Source organism: Caballeronia sp. KNU42, from assembly GCF_053760385.1.
The window spans coordinates 1-13,279 of record NZ_CM132390.1 but is presented as its reverse complement, the minus strand read 5'-3'; the positions used below and the strand labels follow the sequence as shown (position 1 = coordinate 13,279).

The 13,279-nt window shown below is 55.1% G+C and carries 12 protein-coding genes; 7 read left to right on the top strand and 5 right to left on the bottom strand.

What is annotated here, in order from left to right:
- Positions 1-30: 30 nt before the first annotated feature.
- Together ACSOSP_RS31500 and ACSOSP_RS31495 are read right to left on the bottom strand one after the other, a co-directional pair.
- Positions 31-525, bottom strand: coding sequence for a carboxymuconolactone decarboxylase family protein (locus ACSOSP_RS31500; RefSeq protein ID WP_455314581.1), 495 nt, complete (start codon positions 523-525; stop codon positions 31-33).
- Positions 526-846: 321 nt separating this feature from the next.
- A complete protein-coding gene (locus ACSOSP_RS31495; protein WP_455314580.1) occupies positions 847-1,272 on the bottom strand; it encodes a phasin family protein in 426 nt (141 codons plus the stop codon).
- A 197-nt stretch (positions 1,273-1,469) separates the two neighbouring features.
- Here ACSOSP_RS31495 and ACSOSP_RS31490 point away from each other — a divergent pair, with 197 nt between their 5' ends.
- Entirely contained in the window at positions 1,470-1,814 is a 345-nt protein-coding gene (locus tag ACSOSP_RS31490) for a hypothetical protein (protein ID WP_455314579.1), read from the top strand.
- Positions 1,815-2,038: 224 nt separating this feature from the next.
- The gene (locus ACSOSP_RS31485) at positions 2,039-3,421 is read left to right on the top strand and encodes a sigma 54-interacting transcriptional regulator (protein ID WP_455314578.1); all 1,383 of its coding nucleotides are present in this window, start codon (positions 2,039-2,041) and stop codon (positions 3,419-3,421) included.
- A 108-nt stretch (positions 3,422-3,529) separates the two neighbouring features.
- Here the strand turns inward: ACSOSP_RS31485 and ACSOSP_RS31480 are convergent, their stop codons facing one another.
- A complete protein-coding gene (locus ACSOSP_RS31480) occupies positions 3,530-4,813 on the bottom strand; it encodes a tetratricopeptide repeat protein (protein WP_455314577.1) in 1,284 nt (427 codons plus the stop codon).
- 221 nt (positions 4,814-5,034) lie between these two features.
- On the opposite strand from ACSOSP_RS31480, the gene ACSOSP_RS31475 reads away from it, so the two are divergent.
- Positions 5,035-5,814, top strand: a complete 780-nt coding sequence (locus ACSOSP_RS31475) for an alpha/beta hydrolase (RefSeq protein WP_455314576.1) — start codon at positions 5,035-5,037, stop codon at positions 5,812-5,814.
- Positions 5,815-5,958: 144 nt separating this feature from the next.
- Here the strand turns inward: ACSOSP_RS31475 and gcvA are convergent, their stop codons facing one another.
- The gene (gcvA, locus tag ACSOSP_RS31470) at positions 5,959-6,849 is read right to left on the bottom strand and encodes a transcriptional regulator GcvA (RefSeq protein WP_455314575.1); all 891 of its coding nucleotides are present in this window, start codon (positions 6,847-6,849) and stop codon (positions 5,959-5,961) included.
- Positions 6,850-7,506: 657 nt separating this feature from the next.
- On the opposite strand from gcvA, the gene ACSOSP_RS31465 reads away from it, so the two are divergent.
- The 3 genes from ACSOSP_RS31465 (at position 7,507) to ACSOSP_RS31455 (ending at position 11,655) form a co-directional block, all read left to right on the top strand.
- Positions 7,507-9,192 (top strand): SulP family inorganic anion transporter, encoded by a 1,686-nt coding sequence (locus ACSOSP_RS31465; protein WP_455314574.1) that lies wholly within the window; start codon positions 7,507-7,509, stop codon positions 9,190-9,192.
- Positions 9,193-9,734: 542 nt separating this feature from the next.
- Positions 9,735-9,926: a YqaE/Pmp3 family membrane protein gene (locus tag ACSOSP_RS31460; protein ID WP_455314573.1), complete on the top strand. Its 192-nt coding sequence runs from the start codon at positions 9,735-9,737 to the stop codon at positions 9,924-9,926.
- 574 nt (positions 9,927-10,500) lie between these two features.
- Positions 10,501-11,655, top strand: a complete 1,155-nt coding sequence (locus tag ACSOSP_RS31455) for a porin (protein ID WP_455314572.1) — start codon at positions 10,501-10,503, stop codon at positions 11,653-11,655.
- 50 nt (positions 11,656-11,705) lie between these two features.
- Here ACSOSP_RS31455 and ACSOSP_RS31450 read toward each other — a convergent pair whose 3' ends face one another.
- Positions 11,706-12,428 (bottom strand): hypothetical protein, encoded by a 723-nt coding sequence (locus ACSOSP_RS31450; RefSeq protein WP_455314571.1) that lies wholly within the window; start codon positions 12,426-12,428, stop codon positions 11,706-11,708.
- A gap of 136 nt (positions 12,429-12,564) precedes the next feature.
- Between ACSOSP_RS31450 and ACSOSP_RS31445 the strand changes: the two genes are divergently transcribed.
- Complete coding sequence (locus ACSOSP_RS31445) at positions 12,565-12,900, top strand: hypothetical protein (protein WP_455315438.1); 336 nt, start codon at positions 12,565-12,567, stop codon at positions 12,898-12,900.
- Positions 12,901-13,279 lie beyond the last annotated feature (379 nt).

Below are 13,279 nucleotides of genomic sequence, written 5' to 3'. Positions count from 1 at the left end.
TTGTTCCGCTCGGCGGCGGTTCGTTTTTCGTCAGGCAGCCGTCCAGGCCTGAGCCTTGAAGCGCTCTTCAACCGGGGTGCCCGCCATGTTTGTTGTAGTGGCGGCCATGGTGGACACTCCAATGCTGGTAATGACCTCGAAGATCTGAAGCGCTGAATATCCCGCGGAAGTGAAGCTTTCGATATCCTCCTCGGCTATATTGCCGCGCTTTTCGATCAGGGCCCGGGTGATGCCGGACAGCGCCGCGTACTTCGGGTCGTCAGGCAATCTTCCCTCGCGGATCGCCTTGACGTCCGACTCCCTCATGCCGTCCTCAAGCGCAAACGTGGAGTGAGCCGCAACGGTCCAGGGGCACTTGATCGTGACCGCGTTGGTGAGCAGCAGAACCTGCTTCTCGCATTCATCAAGGCTTCCTCCATGAAAACTTGCGAAGCTGCCGGCAAACCCGTTGAGCAGAACGGGGTTTCCTGCCATGGTCGCCATCACGTTTGGCAAAAAGCCGAACTTCTGTTCCAGCGCATGCAATGTTGGTTTGGATTTTTCCGGCGCCGAGTCGATTGTGTGAAGTGTAAAGCTATGCATTCCTAACTCCTTTCCATTGATTGAACGACACTATGTGCGTATCTCCATGCGATGCTTTTTTCAAGCGCTGATACCGCAAGCAGATGACTGCCATCTTAGCGATCGCACGAATACGTTCAATTACCTCGGATGTAATAAGGACTGGTCTAAGCGCGCGGTTGGCTACGGCGCGAGTTCTACCAAGGTGAAAGAAGCGGGAATGAAGCAGGAAGATTGAAGAGAACCGGGAACGGCGGTCTCGTTCCCGGTGAGGTCCAATGAGGGCTACTCCTTGGGTTGCTCCAGGGACGACTTCAATTCCTTGGCCGCTTCTTCAATTCGCTTCGTCACAATGGCATACGCTTCGGTCTGGGCCTGCTGCGTTTTCTGAGCGATATCCTGCATATCGGCAAGCGCCTGGTGCAGTGCCTTTTGAACGACTTCGGTCGGATTGGACGAAGGTTTGGCCGGCGTGGTGGCGTACTGCTGCGCAATGCCCTGGAAGTCATTGAGGGCCCGGCGCAGGATCTCGATCTGTTTATCTCGAAGCGCTTCCATACCGCCGAATGCGACGCGGTTCGCGGCCGCCAGGGCTTCGACGTCTTTTCTGCGGGCATCCAGGATTGCCTGCACGTCGAATCCCGGAAGTTTGTACTGCTGGAACATCGCGGAAAACTGACTGAACGGGTCGCTGTACTCGGGCTTCGTCATGTGCCTCTCCCTAAGATATGTTCACGTTCGCGGAAAACGCGGACGCTCCTCAGGCGAAGAGGGTAGCGCCCAACGCTCTTTCGATAGTACAGGCTAACGATCTTTACTGAATCCAAGGGAAAACGCGCACAGAACGACGCTCTCGCGCCCAGCTGACTGTCAGAAAGGATCGGGCGGCAGGCTTGTTCGGCGCGGCCTTGGCCAATCTCAAGGTTTGTGGCGTCATGCACCGCAAGCGTGAACGCGCCCGCGCCTCGGCCGCCGTGGTTTCGGGCATCGCGTCGTGCCGCGCCGGGCGCAACCCCATGATTTGCTTGAATGCCCGGCTGAAGACGGCGTCAGGGTCGTATTCAAGGGAGTTTGCCAATTCCGCCAACGATGAAGCCGTTTTCTTGCGGCCGCGCGGGCGCCACCTGAATATTCCACCGCGCGGCGTAGTGCATCGCCGCTCCGTCGGCGAGCCCCGTGATGCGCACGGAAAACGCGAGGGTGGCGTGCCGATTGCTCAGGCATCTGGCCCCATGGCTTTCTTTCAACGATGAAACTGTAAGGCGCGTGCCCGAGGCCCAGTGAAGGTCCAGCCGATGCTTGGCCAAGGCTTTCCAATTCTCGTTACGCGCGTTACATAAAGTGACCATGCAGCAACCATTTCTCATCGACGGAAACGCAACTTAACTTTTGGTTTCACCTGTCGTGAATTCGCGCCGCTAGGATCGCGTTAAAACCAAAGATGTAAAGAAGGCTCTACCAGAGAACCGCTCACAACATGGACAGCTCACATCGCACGCTTCTATACGTTGGAGGTAAGCCAAACGAGTCGCTTTTAAGGCGCCTCAATGACTGCGCCTGGCTTGTCGTGCCGGCCATGGGTCATCACACGGAAGCAAAGCTGGCGCATGCGCCCATGGCCGGGTTGCTTGATCTGACAGACGGTATCCACGAGCGCCGGATCGCAAGGGTCGAACAGCTCTCGCGATCCGTGCTGGTGGCATGGGTCGCGCTGGTATCGGAAGAAACGCGAAAGTGGACTGCCGTTCGGGACGTCATCGCAACATATTGCTTCGACTTCGTAACCCTGCCGACATCGTATGAGCGGATCGTGAATGCAGCAGGGCGGGCCATTGGTATGGAGGTTCTTCGTTCAGAGGTGGAGCCGCCTGACCTCAAGGAGGCGTTAAGCCACGGAGTTGTCGGTTCATCTGAGGCCATGCTGGAACTTCACCGGACCATTCGGAAGGTGGCCGCGACCGATGCAACAGTGTTCATTTCGGGCGAGTCGGGAACCGGCAAGGAGCTGACCGCGCAGATGATCCACGCGCAATCGGCGCGCCGCGACAGGCCTTTCGTGGCGGTGAACTGCGGCGCCGTTCCACCTGATCTGCTGCATTCCGAATTGTTCGGCTACGAGCGCGGAGCCTTCACCGGCGCCACGCAGCGCAAGATAGGACGAGTCGAGCAGGCGCATGGCGGAACGTTGTTCCTCGACGAAATTGGCGACCTGCCGCATGAGAGTCAGGCCGCGTTGCTGCGCTTTATCCAGGAGCGCAAGATTGAACGCCTGGGTGGCCTTGAGTCTGTCGATGTGGACGTACGGGTGATCGCGGCAACGCATCAGGACATGCAAGCGGCCGTGCAGGCGGGCAGGTTCAGGGCAGATCTTTTTTTCCGGCTTTGCGTGCTTGAGGTCAGGGAGCCGCCCCTTCGCGTGAGAGGGAAAGACATTACCGCGCTTGCCATGCACGCACTTGAACGGTTCAAGGACGAACGCGCGCGCAAGATACATGGCTTCGCTCCCGACGCAATTGCAGCATTGCATAACTACGGCTGGCCCGGGAACGTTCGGGAACTGATCAATCGTGTGCGTCGCGCGATTGTTTTTTCCGAAGGCAAGTTCATCACCGCTGATGACCTTGAACTGGCGGAGCAGGTTTTGCTCCCGCCGGACTCGCTTCGCGAAGCGCGGGCGTCGGCAGACAGAAGGGCGGTCGATGTCGCGCTATTTGTGCACAAAGGCCGGATTGTCGATGCCGCTCACAGCCTTGGCATTTCGCGCGTGCATTTGCATCGGTTGATGCAGGAGCTGGCAATACCTACGCGTGCAGCCGCTGATGAAGCGCACGATTCGATCGATCCCGGTGACCATGAGTAAACGATCCCCGTGCGATGGGTGGCTGGCAGTGCGTTGCCGCCAATGCAACACACGCGCCAAGCGATCGATGCCTCGATGCGGGCTCACGTGCGGATCAAGCAAGCCCAGCTAGCGGGTGCTCCGCATGATGTTAGCCAGGGCATCCTTCACCTCGTCGATCAGGGCCGGCCACCCCTGCTCGCGCTGGCGAAACAGATACATGTCGTTGGGGTACCAGGGTGACCCGGTCCCCGTCCGATGCCAGCGCCAGTCGACGCCTGTCTGCGGCAACATCAACCAGCACGCAACACCCAATGCACCGGCCACGTGAGCGATTGCTGTATCGACGCAAATGACAAGATTGAGGTGCGCGATGATGGCCGCGGTATCGCCAAAGTCGCGAATCTCCCGTCCGAGGCAAAGAGCGGGTTGCAGCACTTTGCATTCGTCGGCCTGCGTTTCGGCATCACCGACTTGCAGGCTGATAAAGCGAATTCCATTGACGGACCACAGCGGCGCCAGATCGGAGAAATGCCTTAACGACCGTTGTGCATCGTTGTCGTGCTCAGCGTTGCCTTTCCAGACCAACCCCACGCGCAGGCCGTCGCCGGGCAGGCGCGCTTGCCACATCTCGACGCGGTTCGTGAACACACCGACATAGGGAATCTTCGCCGGGATCGACTCGACTGTCGTACCCATGCGTAAGGGCAGGCTCATCAGCGAAGCCCAGTAATCGTGAACGTGAAGCGCCTGAGGGTCGGTTACCAACGCATCGATCCCCTCCACCGTGCGCAGAAGAGGCGCAAGTGCCGGTTTGCAGATCACCGATATTTTTTCCGCACCACGCGCTTTAAGCAGCGGCACGTAACGGATGAATTGTATGGTGTCGCCGTATCCTTGCTCCGGCAAGAGCAGCAGGGTCTTGCCGCTCAGGTCCTCGCCTTTCCATTGAGGGAAGGGCAACTGCCCGTGTTCTCCAAACACATCCGATCGCGCTTCGTAGTATTGCCAGCCTTGCGCATAACGCCCGGCGGACAGAAGAAGCATCCCCAGGTTGAAACGTGCTTCGGCAAAATCCGGCTTCAGTTCGAGCGCACGGCGGTATTCGATCTCGGCCTGTTCGTACTGGTGAAGTCGTTCGAGCGTGCCTGCGCGGTTATTCCTGATCTCCGCGGAATCCGGCATCTGTTCGAGCGCGTGGCAATAGTGCGCTTCGGCTTCAAGGAACCGCCCGCATTGTCGCAAGAGGTTCGCCAGGTTGTTGTGAGCCAGACCATTGCGATCCTCCGTGTCAAGCACGCTGCGGTAAGCGCGTTCTGCCGCCGTCAGGTCGCCCTGTTGCCACGCTTGCCATGCTGACTCCATGAGCAGATGGTCCGTGTGTCCGCGGTCAGAGAGAGTTTTGCGGTTCATGTGGGCTGTCTTGTTCGCAGCAGACGTAGGCAAGCGTTACCGTTCGTGTTTCAGGCGCGGCTTACAAAACGCTGACCGCGAGCGGCTAAGCATATTGGATAAAACATGGCGCGCATTGCGTGCCAAAAGGAAATTCAACAATATTTTATAGCGATGGGAATAGCGGGGTGGATAAGTGTGTTCGTCCCATTGCAAACCGCACACTTCCCTGGAAATAAAAAATGAAACTCCGCCGCACTACGTTATTTTTGTCGATCATTGCCAGTGCGTTCATTTCAGTTGGCGCCATGGCTCAACAGGCTCAACCGGCTAAAGGTCCCGTCAAGAACATTGTGCTCGTCCACGGCGCGTTTGTGGGTGGTTCGGGCTGGAGACCTGTCTACGACATTCTTACCAAGGACGGTTACAACGTGACCCTGGTCCAGGAACCGTTGACATCGTTTGCGGAAGACGTGACTGCCACAAAACGTATTCTCGACCGTCAGGACGGCCCGGCCATTTTGGTTGGCCATAGCTATGGCGGTGCGATCATCACGTCGGCTGGAAACGATCCCCATGTCGCGGGGTTGGTCTACATTGCGGCTCATGCCCTGGATACCGGTGAGACGGAAGTTGGCAACGGCAAGAAGTTTCCAAATTCCGCACACCCGCTCGTGAAGACAGCGGACGGTTTCCTGTTCCTCGATCCCGCCAACTACCCGGGCGACTTCGCCGCGGACCTGCCGCTGAAGCAAGCTCAGTTTGAGGCCCGTGCGCAGATGCCGACTTCGGCTGCGGTTTTCTCAACTGCCATGACCGATCCGGCATGGAAGGTAAAACCTAGCTGGTACATGGTCGCCAAATCGGACAAGATCATCAATCCCGACCTTGAACGGATGTACGCAGCCCGTGCCCATAGCCATACCGTCGAGATTGCCGGCGCGAGTCACTCGGTATATGAATCGCATCCCAGGGAAGTTGCTGCGTTGATTGAACAGGCTGCCGAACATGCGCAGGACTAAGCGCAATATGTAAATTGAAGGGGGCAGGGCATGGATTGCGGGACGAGTGGTCTCTATATAAATAGGAATGCTGATGTTTTGACGCAGTCTTATTTCTCCGCGATCCAGCTCCTGCGGTCGTTTGATAGCTTCGCTACGCGCCGCTTAAATACTGGTTTCTCGTTCCAGCCACGCGCAGAAGGCAAGCACAAGCGTGTCGGTTTCCTTGGCCTCGGGCACATAGGTACAGTAACTGCGGGCGGGAAGAAGCGGGCCGGCGAATGGTGCGACAAGGCGGCCGCATGCCAGGTCATCGGCTATCAGGGCGGTGGGTCCCATCGCCACGCCTATGCCGTCGAGTGCGGCTTGCAGTGTGAGATAGAAATGGTCTAGCGTCAGCGTCGTGGCTGGTTTGAGATCAGCAACACCCGCTTTGGTGAGCCAGTCGCTCCATAGCCTTGGGAGACTTGATGTATGCAGGAGCGTGTGATGGATCAGGTCGCGGGGCGATTTAAGCGGCAGGTGATCGAGCAATGCGGGGCTGCAGACTGGCAGACGTTCCTCCGACAGGAAAGGGCGCATTGAATAGCCGTAGAACGTATCGGGGCCGCCGCGAATGATGATGTCGTAGGTGTCTTGCAGGGCTTCCACGGGCTCATTTGACGTTTCGAGGCTCACCTCGACGCCGGGATGTAGCCTCTGAAAGCCTGCGAGCCTTGGAACGAGCCAGCGCAATGCAAACGTGGCGGGTCCGTTCACTCGCAGCACGCGCGGCGATACACCGCCAACGTGGCCATACCTTGCGGTCGCGGCGGCGACCTGTTCAAACGCGGGCCCGATCTCTGCGAGATAGGCGCGGGCCGCCGGCGTCAGGACGACACGCCGATTGTGCCGCTCAAACAAGGGTGCACCGAGCCACTCCTCCAGGAGACGGACATGCTGGCTCACGGCTCCGTGAGTTACGTGTAATTCGCTTGCGGCTGCCTTGAAGCTGCCTAAGCGGGCAGCTGCTTCGAAGGCGCGTAGCGCGTTGAGTGGAGGAAGGAGAAGCTGCATTCAGGTCAGATTTGCTAACACAAAGGCGGGATTTTCTAGGTGGCGGCGGAGTGTCGCGAGAGATATATTCGCTGGAAACGCTTTCCGAAGCAATCGCTTTGTCAACGAGGTTCGTCGCGCGCCAATGATTTGGTGGATGGTTTTACGCGGATAGCGCGGGGCGCACCTGTGGCAGGTTCAGTCACTGGTGGCGAAGCGTGTGGGTATCGGTGTTCGGAGAAGGAGGGTTTCACACATCCGTCGCTCTTGCGAGCACCGTGCTTTTGGGGTGCCAAAAACTTGGAAACTGCACGCTAGGTCAACTTATGGGCCCGCGTTTTGAAAGCGCTTTCTTTGCTTCGTTTCTTTGTCGCTTTGGACAAAGAAATGACGCGCCGCCACGCGCAGTGGCTAATAGTGATAAAGAGATTAGCAAACCTAAGCAGTCCGCTAGCGCCGAAAGCAGCAACCCGGCATTGACTCAGACCCTAACAGCTAACCGCTAACCGCAAGCGCAGCGCCAAAGCACAAACCGCTCAAATGAGCGCCCACGGCGTCCGACCTTGCAACACTGCCACCAAGAAACCTTGCTTTTCCAAATCAACTTGCGGCACGATGCGCCAATGACCTATTCGTTTTTACCGCACTATCGGGTGCAACATCACGCGGGGATGCGCAATGCGCCTTAAGTTACTAAAGGGCGTGTTGCCGCTTGGCCGCGCTGCCGCGCTCCGCGATCTCCTTGCGGGCGTAAGCCTCGCGACATTGGATATCCCTCAAGTCCTGGGCTACGCGAGGATAGCCGGAATGCCGGCCGTGACCGGCCTCTACACGGCATTTTTGCCGCTGCTCGCATTCGCACTTTTCGGCGCATCCCGCCATCTGGTCGTGGCCGCGGACTCCGCAACGGCCACCATTTTCGCAAGCCACCTGTCGACCATGGCCAAGGTCGCAAGCGCGCAATACATGGCGCTTGCAGGGGTCGTTGCGCTGCTGACGGCCGGGATGCTGCTGCTCGCGCGGATCTTCAAGCTCGGATTCCTGGCTGATTTCCTGTCACGCACGGTCTTGCTCGGTTTCCTGGCCGGCGTCGGCGTTCAGGTCGGCGTCGCGATGCTGGGCGACATGCTCGGTGTGTCCACGGGGTCGTCGCGCACGCTTGTACAGATCGAATCGATAGCGCTTAACCTCGCTCGCGTTTCGCTGCCAACGCTGGGCATATCGGTGGCAGTCGTGAGTTGCATTCTCTTGTTCAAGCGTTTGCTGCCGCGCCTTCCAGTCGCCATGTTCGCTGTGATCGGCGGCATTGCGGCAAGTTATCTCTACAACTTCGCCGGGCACGGAATTGCGGTCGTGGGACCGGTTGCCGGCGGACTGCCCACGCCAGGTTTCCCGCTTGCCACCTGGGAACAGACACTGGAGCTGGTACCCGTGGCCGCCTCGTGCTTCGTGATGATCATCGCGCAGAGCGTTGCGGCGGGCCGGGTGTTTGCAGAGCGTTATCACGAACCCGTGGACGCTGATGCAGACATCCTGGGGATAGCCGCAGCGAACGCAGTCGCGGCGTTAAGCGGAGCGTTCGTGGTCAACGGCAGTCCGACCCAGACCGCCATGGCGGATCGTGCGGGGGCACGCAGCCAGTTCGCGCAAGTGGTTTTTGCGGTCGTGGTCGGTGTGGTGCTGCTGTTCTTCAGCAAGTGGCTGCAGTATCTTCCGCACTGCGTGCTGGCGGGCATTGTGTTCACGATCGCGATCGGGTTGATCGATGTGAAGAGCCTGTACGCCATCCGCCGTGAAAGCCCCGGCGAGCTCACGCTGGCGCTTGTGACGGCACTGGCGGTGGTGGTGATCGGTGTTGAGGACGGGATACTGCTGGCGGTCGCGTTGTCGTTGCTGCGCCATGTGCGTCATAGCTATCATCCGCACACCATGATGCTTGCGCCTGCTCCGGCGGCGGGCGGACGCTGGGCGCCCGTGCCTGCCACGCCGGGCACCGAGACTGCTCCCGGGTTGATCGTGTATCGCTTTGGCGCAGACCTGTTTTTCGCCAACGATCATTTTTTCGTCGATGACGTGCGCCGCCTGCTCGACCGCGCACCCACGCCCGTGCACTGGTTTATCGTCGATGCCGGCGCTATCACGGACCTCGATTTTTCGGCGGCCCGGACATTAGGCGAATTCTGCGAGGGCCTGAAGCAGCGCGGCGTCAACGTGCTGTTTGCACGCGCCAACCAGTATCTGCGAGCCGATATGGACCGTCACGGAATCACCGCCGTGCTGGGAGAATCGAATATCTTCGAGACGCTGCATCAGGCGCTGGTCGCAGCCGGATTCGATCCGTCTGCCGTATCGAATACTCATTGAACATGCATTGGGGCATGCACCGGCCGGGGCATGCAACGTGGCTCAGCCGATCATCTCCAGCGTCGCCTGGAACAACGCTGATTTCGGGTCTGCCAGTCAGGTCCTCGAATGTGGGACGGGTAAGAGATGGGGGCTCTCTAAGCGTCGATGCCGAAGAAGACGCGTGCGTTGCCTGCGCAGATGCGGGCCCGTTGATCGTCGTCGAGCCATTCGCTCGGACTCGGCAACATCGAGGATGCTCAAGAGACCCGGAGCCACGAACTGCTGGGCCGCCGCGCGCGGCATCAGGCCGACGCAGGCTGTCTCCAGCAGCAGGCCGATGTTGCGGAGATCGTCCTCCATACCCGATATCTGCGAGCAACCACGGACTGGGCGCCAGCTACGCGATCGGCTCCTTCAACGGCGGCCTGAATGCCCCGCACGTCGATGCCATAAAGAATGGGCTAAAGTTTTGGAGCGGCGGGCCGTTATAACGCCCTTGTACGACAAGATAACGGGGTCGCCGCTTTTGGTGGCCTTCTTCCAACACGACGGAAAACTCCATGCGCCTCCTGCTTGCCATTTTCTTGCCCTGGCTCCAGTTCTTCACGATCGGCCGGCCGTTCGCCGGGATCATTTGCCTGCTCCTGCAAATCACGCTTCTCGGCTGGATTCCCGCGGCAATCTGGTCGGTCTACGCGCTCAGCGAATACAAGACCGACCGAAAAATCGCACGAGCGGTCGCCGGCCGGTAGCCGAGCGTGGGTTCGCTGGAGGAGTAACCGCACAGGCCGGCCGCACGCCGTTGGGGTCGGGCAATAAAGGTTCAGCCAGCGGATGTATTACTGAATTAATAACCGGGGCAACGAGAAACCGGGAATATTTTCGTTATTCAGTTTCGATTCTCTTAAAACCGAGTACCGGATTGGTGCAGGTTACCATCGATATAAACCGGCTCGATCAACCACCGAAATTACAAACATAAAGCAATCCAGGTCCCGTGCGTTCGCTACGAGACAGTCGGCACCAGAAAACAACATTTGCTCATGTACGTGGTATTGAACTAGTTGTTTTTTTGGAATAGATTAACTTCGGTTCGCGTTTTCTACGAAAGTTGTTGCCAAACATTTTCAGTGCGAGCTTTGAGACCGCGAGCTTGCTTGCGGTCTCTCCTCATTACAGTGCTTTGACGGTCATTTTTCATTTCGTTAATTTTTGAATCTAGTTAGGTATACCAATCAATAAAGGTTGCAGAAACTGAATTGCCTGATATCGCCTGAGTGCGCTGCAAGTGAAGAGCTTTACCCGTGTCCCGGCGTGGAGAAAGAGATGAAGAAGAGTGCTCTTGGCGCAATCTCACTGGCGCTCCTTGGCATGGCAGGGGTAGCGCGGGCGCAGTCCAGCGTTACCCTGTATGGAACTATCGACGCAGGTGTCGGTTATGTCAAAACCAGCGAAGGCGCTCGCTGGGGTCTTATAGATAGCACGTTGTCAGGGGACCGCTGGGGCTTGAAGGGTTCGGAGGATCTTGGCGGTGGCATCAAGGCCATCTTCGATCTGGAAAATGGTTTTGATGTTGGCACAGGCCAGTTAGGCCAGGGTGGCCGGGAATTCGGGCGTCAGGCGTTTGTCGGCTTATCGGGTGAAAGTTGGGGCACCCTGACTCTTGGCCGGCAATACGATCCGCTCGTAGACATGGTTCAACCGCTCACGGCCGACAATTATTTCGGGAGTATTTTTGCGACTCCCGGCGACGTGGACAATTACGACAATAGCTTGCGTGTGTCCAATGCCGTGAAGTATGTGTCTCCCAATTACTCAGGCTTGCAGTTCGAGGGACTGTACGCCTTCAGCGGTCTGGCCGGCCGCACGGGCCAGGGCTATACCTACAGCGGGGCCGTCACATACAACAATGGGCCGCTCGGTATTGCCGCCGGTTATTTCCTTGCCACGAATCCAAGTCCTACGGCGGGCGCATTCCGTGACGGGTGGGATCCGACCTCGACATCAGACGCAATCTTCGAGGGCGCAATCAATAGCGGCTACACGACGGCTAAATCATTGGGCATTGCGCGCGCCGGAATCCAGTACGCACTGGGTCCTGTAACGGTCGGCGGTTCGTATAGCAACGCACAATATAAAAACGACGGTGACTCGACTTTCGCGAGCACCGAGAAGTACAACATTGGCAATGCGTTCGTCAACTACCAGGCCACTCCGGCCATGTTGTTCGCCATAGGCTACTCGTTTGAGAAGGCGAGCGGCAACACGTCGGCTACTTATAACCAGGCTAGCGTCGGCGCGGATTATTCACTGTCGAAACGCACTGATCTTTATGCGGTGGGCGCCTATCAGCACGCTAGCGGCACCCAACTCAATCCGGACGGCACGACCTCGGCAGCACAAGCTTCGATCGGCTCATATGGATTCAATGGCACGGCCAGCCAGGAGATGTTCATCTTCGGCATGCGTCATAAGTTCTGAGGGCGGGGCAGCGGCTTGCGTAGCATCGTCCGTGGCACGGCCCCGCATGCTTAGAAACGGTAGCCGACGCCGGCGAGATAAACATCGCTGTCCTTGTTGTAGCCGGTCAGAACACGGTTCCACGAACCGCGCACGATCCAGTGTCTCGCGAACTGATAGCTCGCCGTCATGGTGACGAGCGCTGAGACCTTATCCGCGGTGTTCGTGCCGCCGGCGACACGGTATGTATCGAGGGCGATGTAGGGTCCTGCGCCTACGGCGAGCCGAAGCCTCTGATTGAAAAATCCGCGGCTGGCCCATAGCTCGGTTGCCGCACCGTTACGCCGGGTGAGTGCAGTCGGTCCCTCATCCAGCCAGGTCAGGGTCGCGTCGACATAAGATCCAAAGCCGTGGCGATACTCAATGCTCTTGGCGAACGCACCCGGCGAATGCAGGCTGTTCACTTCGGTTTTTCCAACGAGCGCGGTCAGCTCGTCCCGACTGCCGGAGGCTTGCGCAAGGTAGTCTGGCATAGCCCGCGAAAGATTGGTGCCGCCAAGTTGATACCCAATGCCGAACAGCACGTTTGTCGTGGTGATGCTGTGGAATGTATTTATTCGGTTCAGACGAACTTGATAGAACCACGGTGTAGTTGTGTACCACGTTGCGCTAAGGCTATAGATCAAGGCCCAGCCATGTACGTCGGCATAACGCTTGCCTTCGTCAGACGCCGTGGTATCGAAATAATTGAACGCGCCCACGCCGCCGGCCAGTGCCAGCCGATCGTTGAACAACCAGAGTCGCCGCCAATACTGGAGTGCGAAACCGTCCGGATGATGATCCGTGTAGTGCCCCTCGTTTATCCACGAGTAGCTGAGCGCATTGTATGAGTCCAGCGGCTGCAGATAAGTGAAACCCCACGAGTTAGGAGTGGACTCACTAAAAAAAAAAAAAAAAAAAAAAAAAAAAAAAAAAAAAAAAAAAAAAAAAAAAAAAAAAAAAAAAAAAAAAAAAAAAAAAAAAAAACAAAAAAAAAAAAAAAAAAAAAAAAAAAAAAAAAAAAAAAAAAAAAAAAAAAAAAAAAAAAAAAAAAAAAAAAAAAAAAAAAAAAAAAAAAAAAAAAAAAAAAAAAAAAAAAAAAAAAAAAAAAAAAAAAAAAAAAAAAAAAAAAAAAAAAAAAAAAAAAAAAAAAAAAAAAAAAAAAAAAAAAAAAAATTTTTTTTTTTTTTTTTTTTTTTTTTTTTTTTTTTTTTTTTTTTTTTTTAAAATAAAAAAAAAAAAAAAAAAAAAAAAAAAAAAAAAAAAAAAAAAAAAAAAAAAAAAAAAAAAAAAAAAAAAAAAAAAAAAAAAAAAAAAAAAAAAAAAAAAAAAAAAAAAAAAAAAAAAAAAAAAAAAAAAAAAAAAAAAAAAAAAAAAAAAAAAAAAAAAAAAAAAAAAAAAAAAAAAAAAAAAAAAAAAAAAAAAAAAAAAAAAAAAAAAAAAAAAAAAAAAAAAAAAAAAAAAAAAAAAAAAAAAAAAAAAAAAAAAAAAAAAAAAAAAAAAAAAAAAAAAAAAAAAAAAAAAAAAAAAAAAAAAAAAAAAAAAAAAAAAAAAAAAAAAATTTTTTTTTTTTTTTTTTTTTTTTTTTTTTTTTTTTTTTTTTTTT

Excerpts from the sequence above, each read along its gene's own strand:
- ACSOSP_RS31485 (WP_455314578.1), top strand. The coding sequence starts at position 2,039 with ATGGACAGCTCACATCGCACGCTTCTATACGTTGGAGGTAAGCCAAAC.
- ACSOSP_RS31465 (WP_455314574.1), top strand. The coding sequence starts at position 7,507 with ATGCGCCTTAAGTTACTAAAGGGCGTGTTGCCGCTTGGCCGCGCTGCC.
- ACSOSP_RS31475 (WP_455314576.1), top strand. The coding sequence starts at position 5,035 with ATGAAACTCCGCCGCACTACGTTATTTTTGTCGATCATTGCCAGTGCG.
- ACSOSP_RS31480 (WP_455314577.1), bottom strand. The coding sequence starts at position 4,813 with ATGAACCGCAAAACTCTCTCTGACCGCGGACACACGGACCATCTGCTC.
- ACSOSP_RS31455 (WP_455314572.1), top strand. The coding sequence starts at position 10,501 with ATGAAGAAGAGTGCTCTTGGCGCAATCTCACTGGCGCTCCTTGGCATG.
- ACSOSP_RS31495 (WP_455314580.1), bottom strand. The coding sequence starts at position 1,272 with ATGACGAAGCCCGAGTACAGCGACCCGTTCAGTCAGTTTTCCGCGATG.
- ACSOSP_RS31460 (WP_455314573.1), top strand. The coding sequence starts at position 9,735 with ATGCGCCTCCTGCTTGCCATTTTCTTGCCCTGGCTCCAGTTCTTCACG.
- gcvA (WP_455314575.1), bottom strand. The coding sequence starts at position 6,849 with ATGCAGCTTCTCCTTCCTCCACTCAACGCGCTACGCGCCTTCGAAGCA.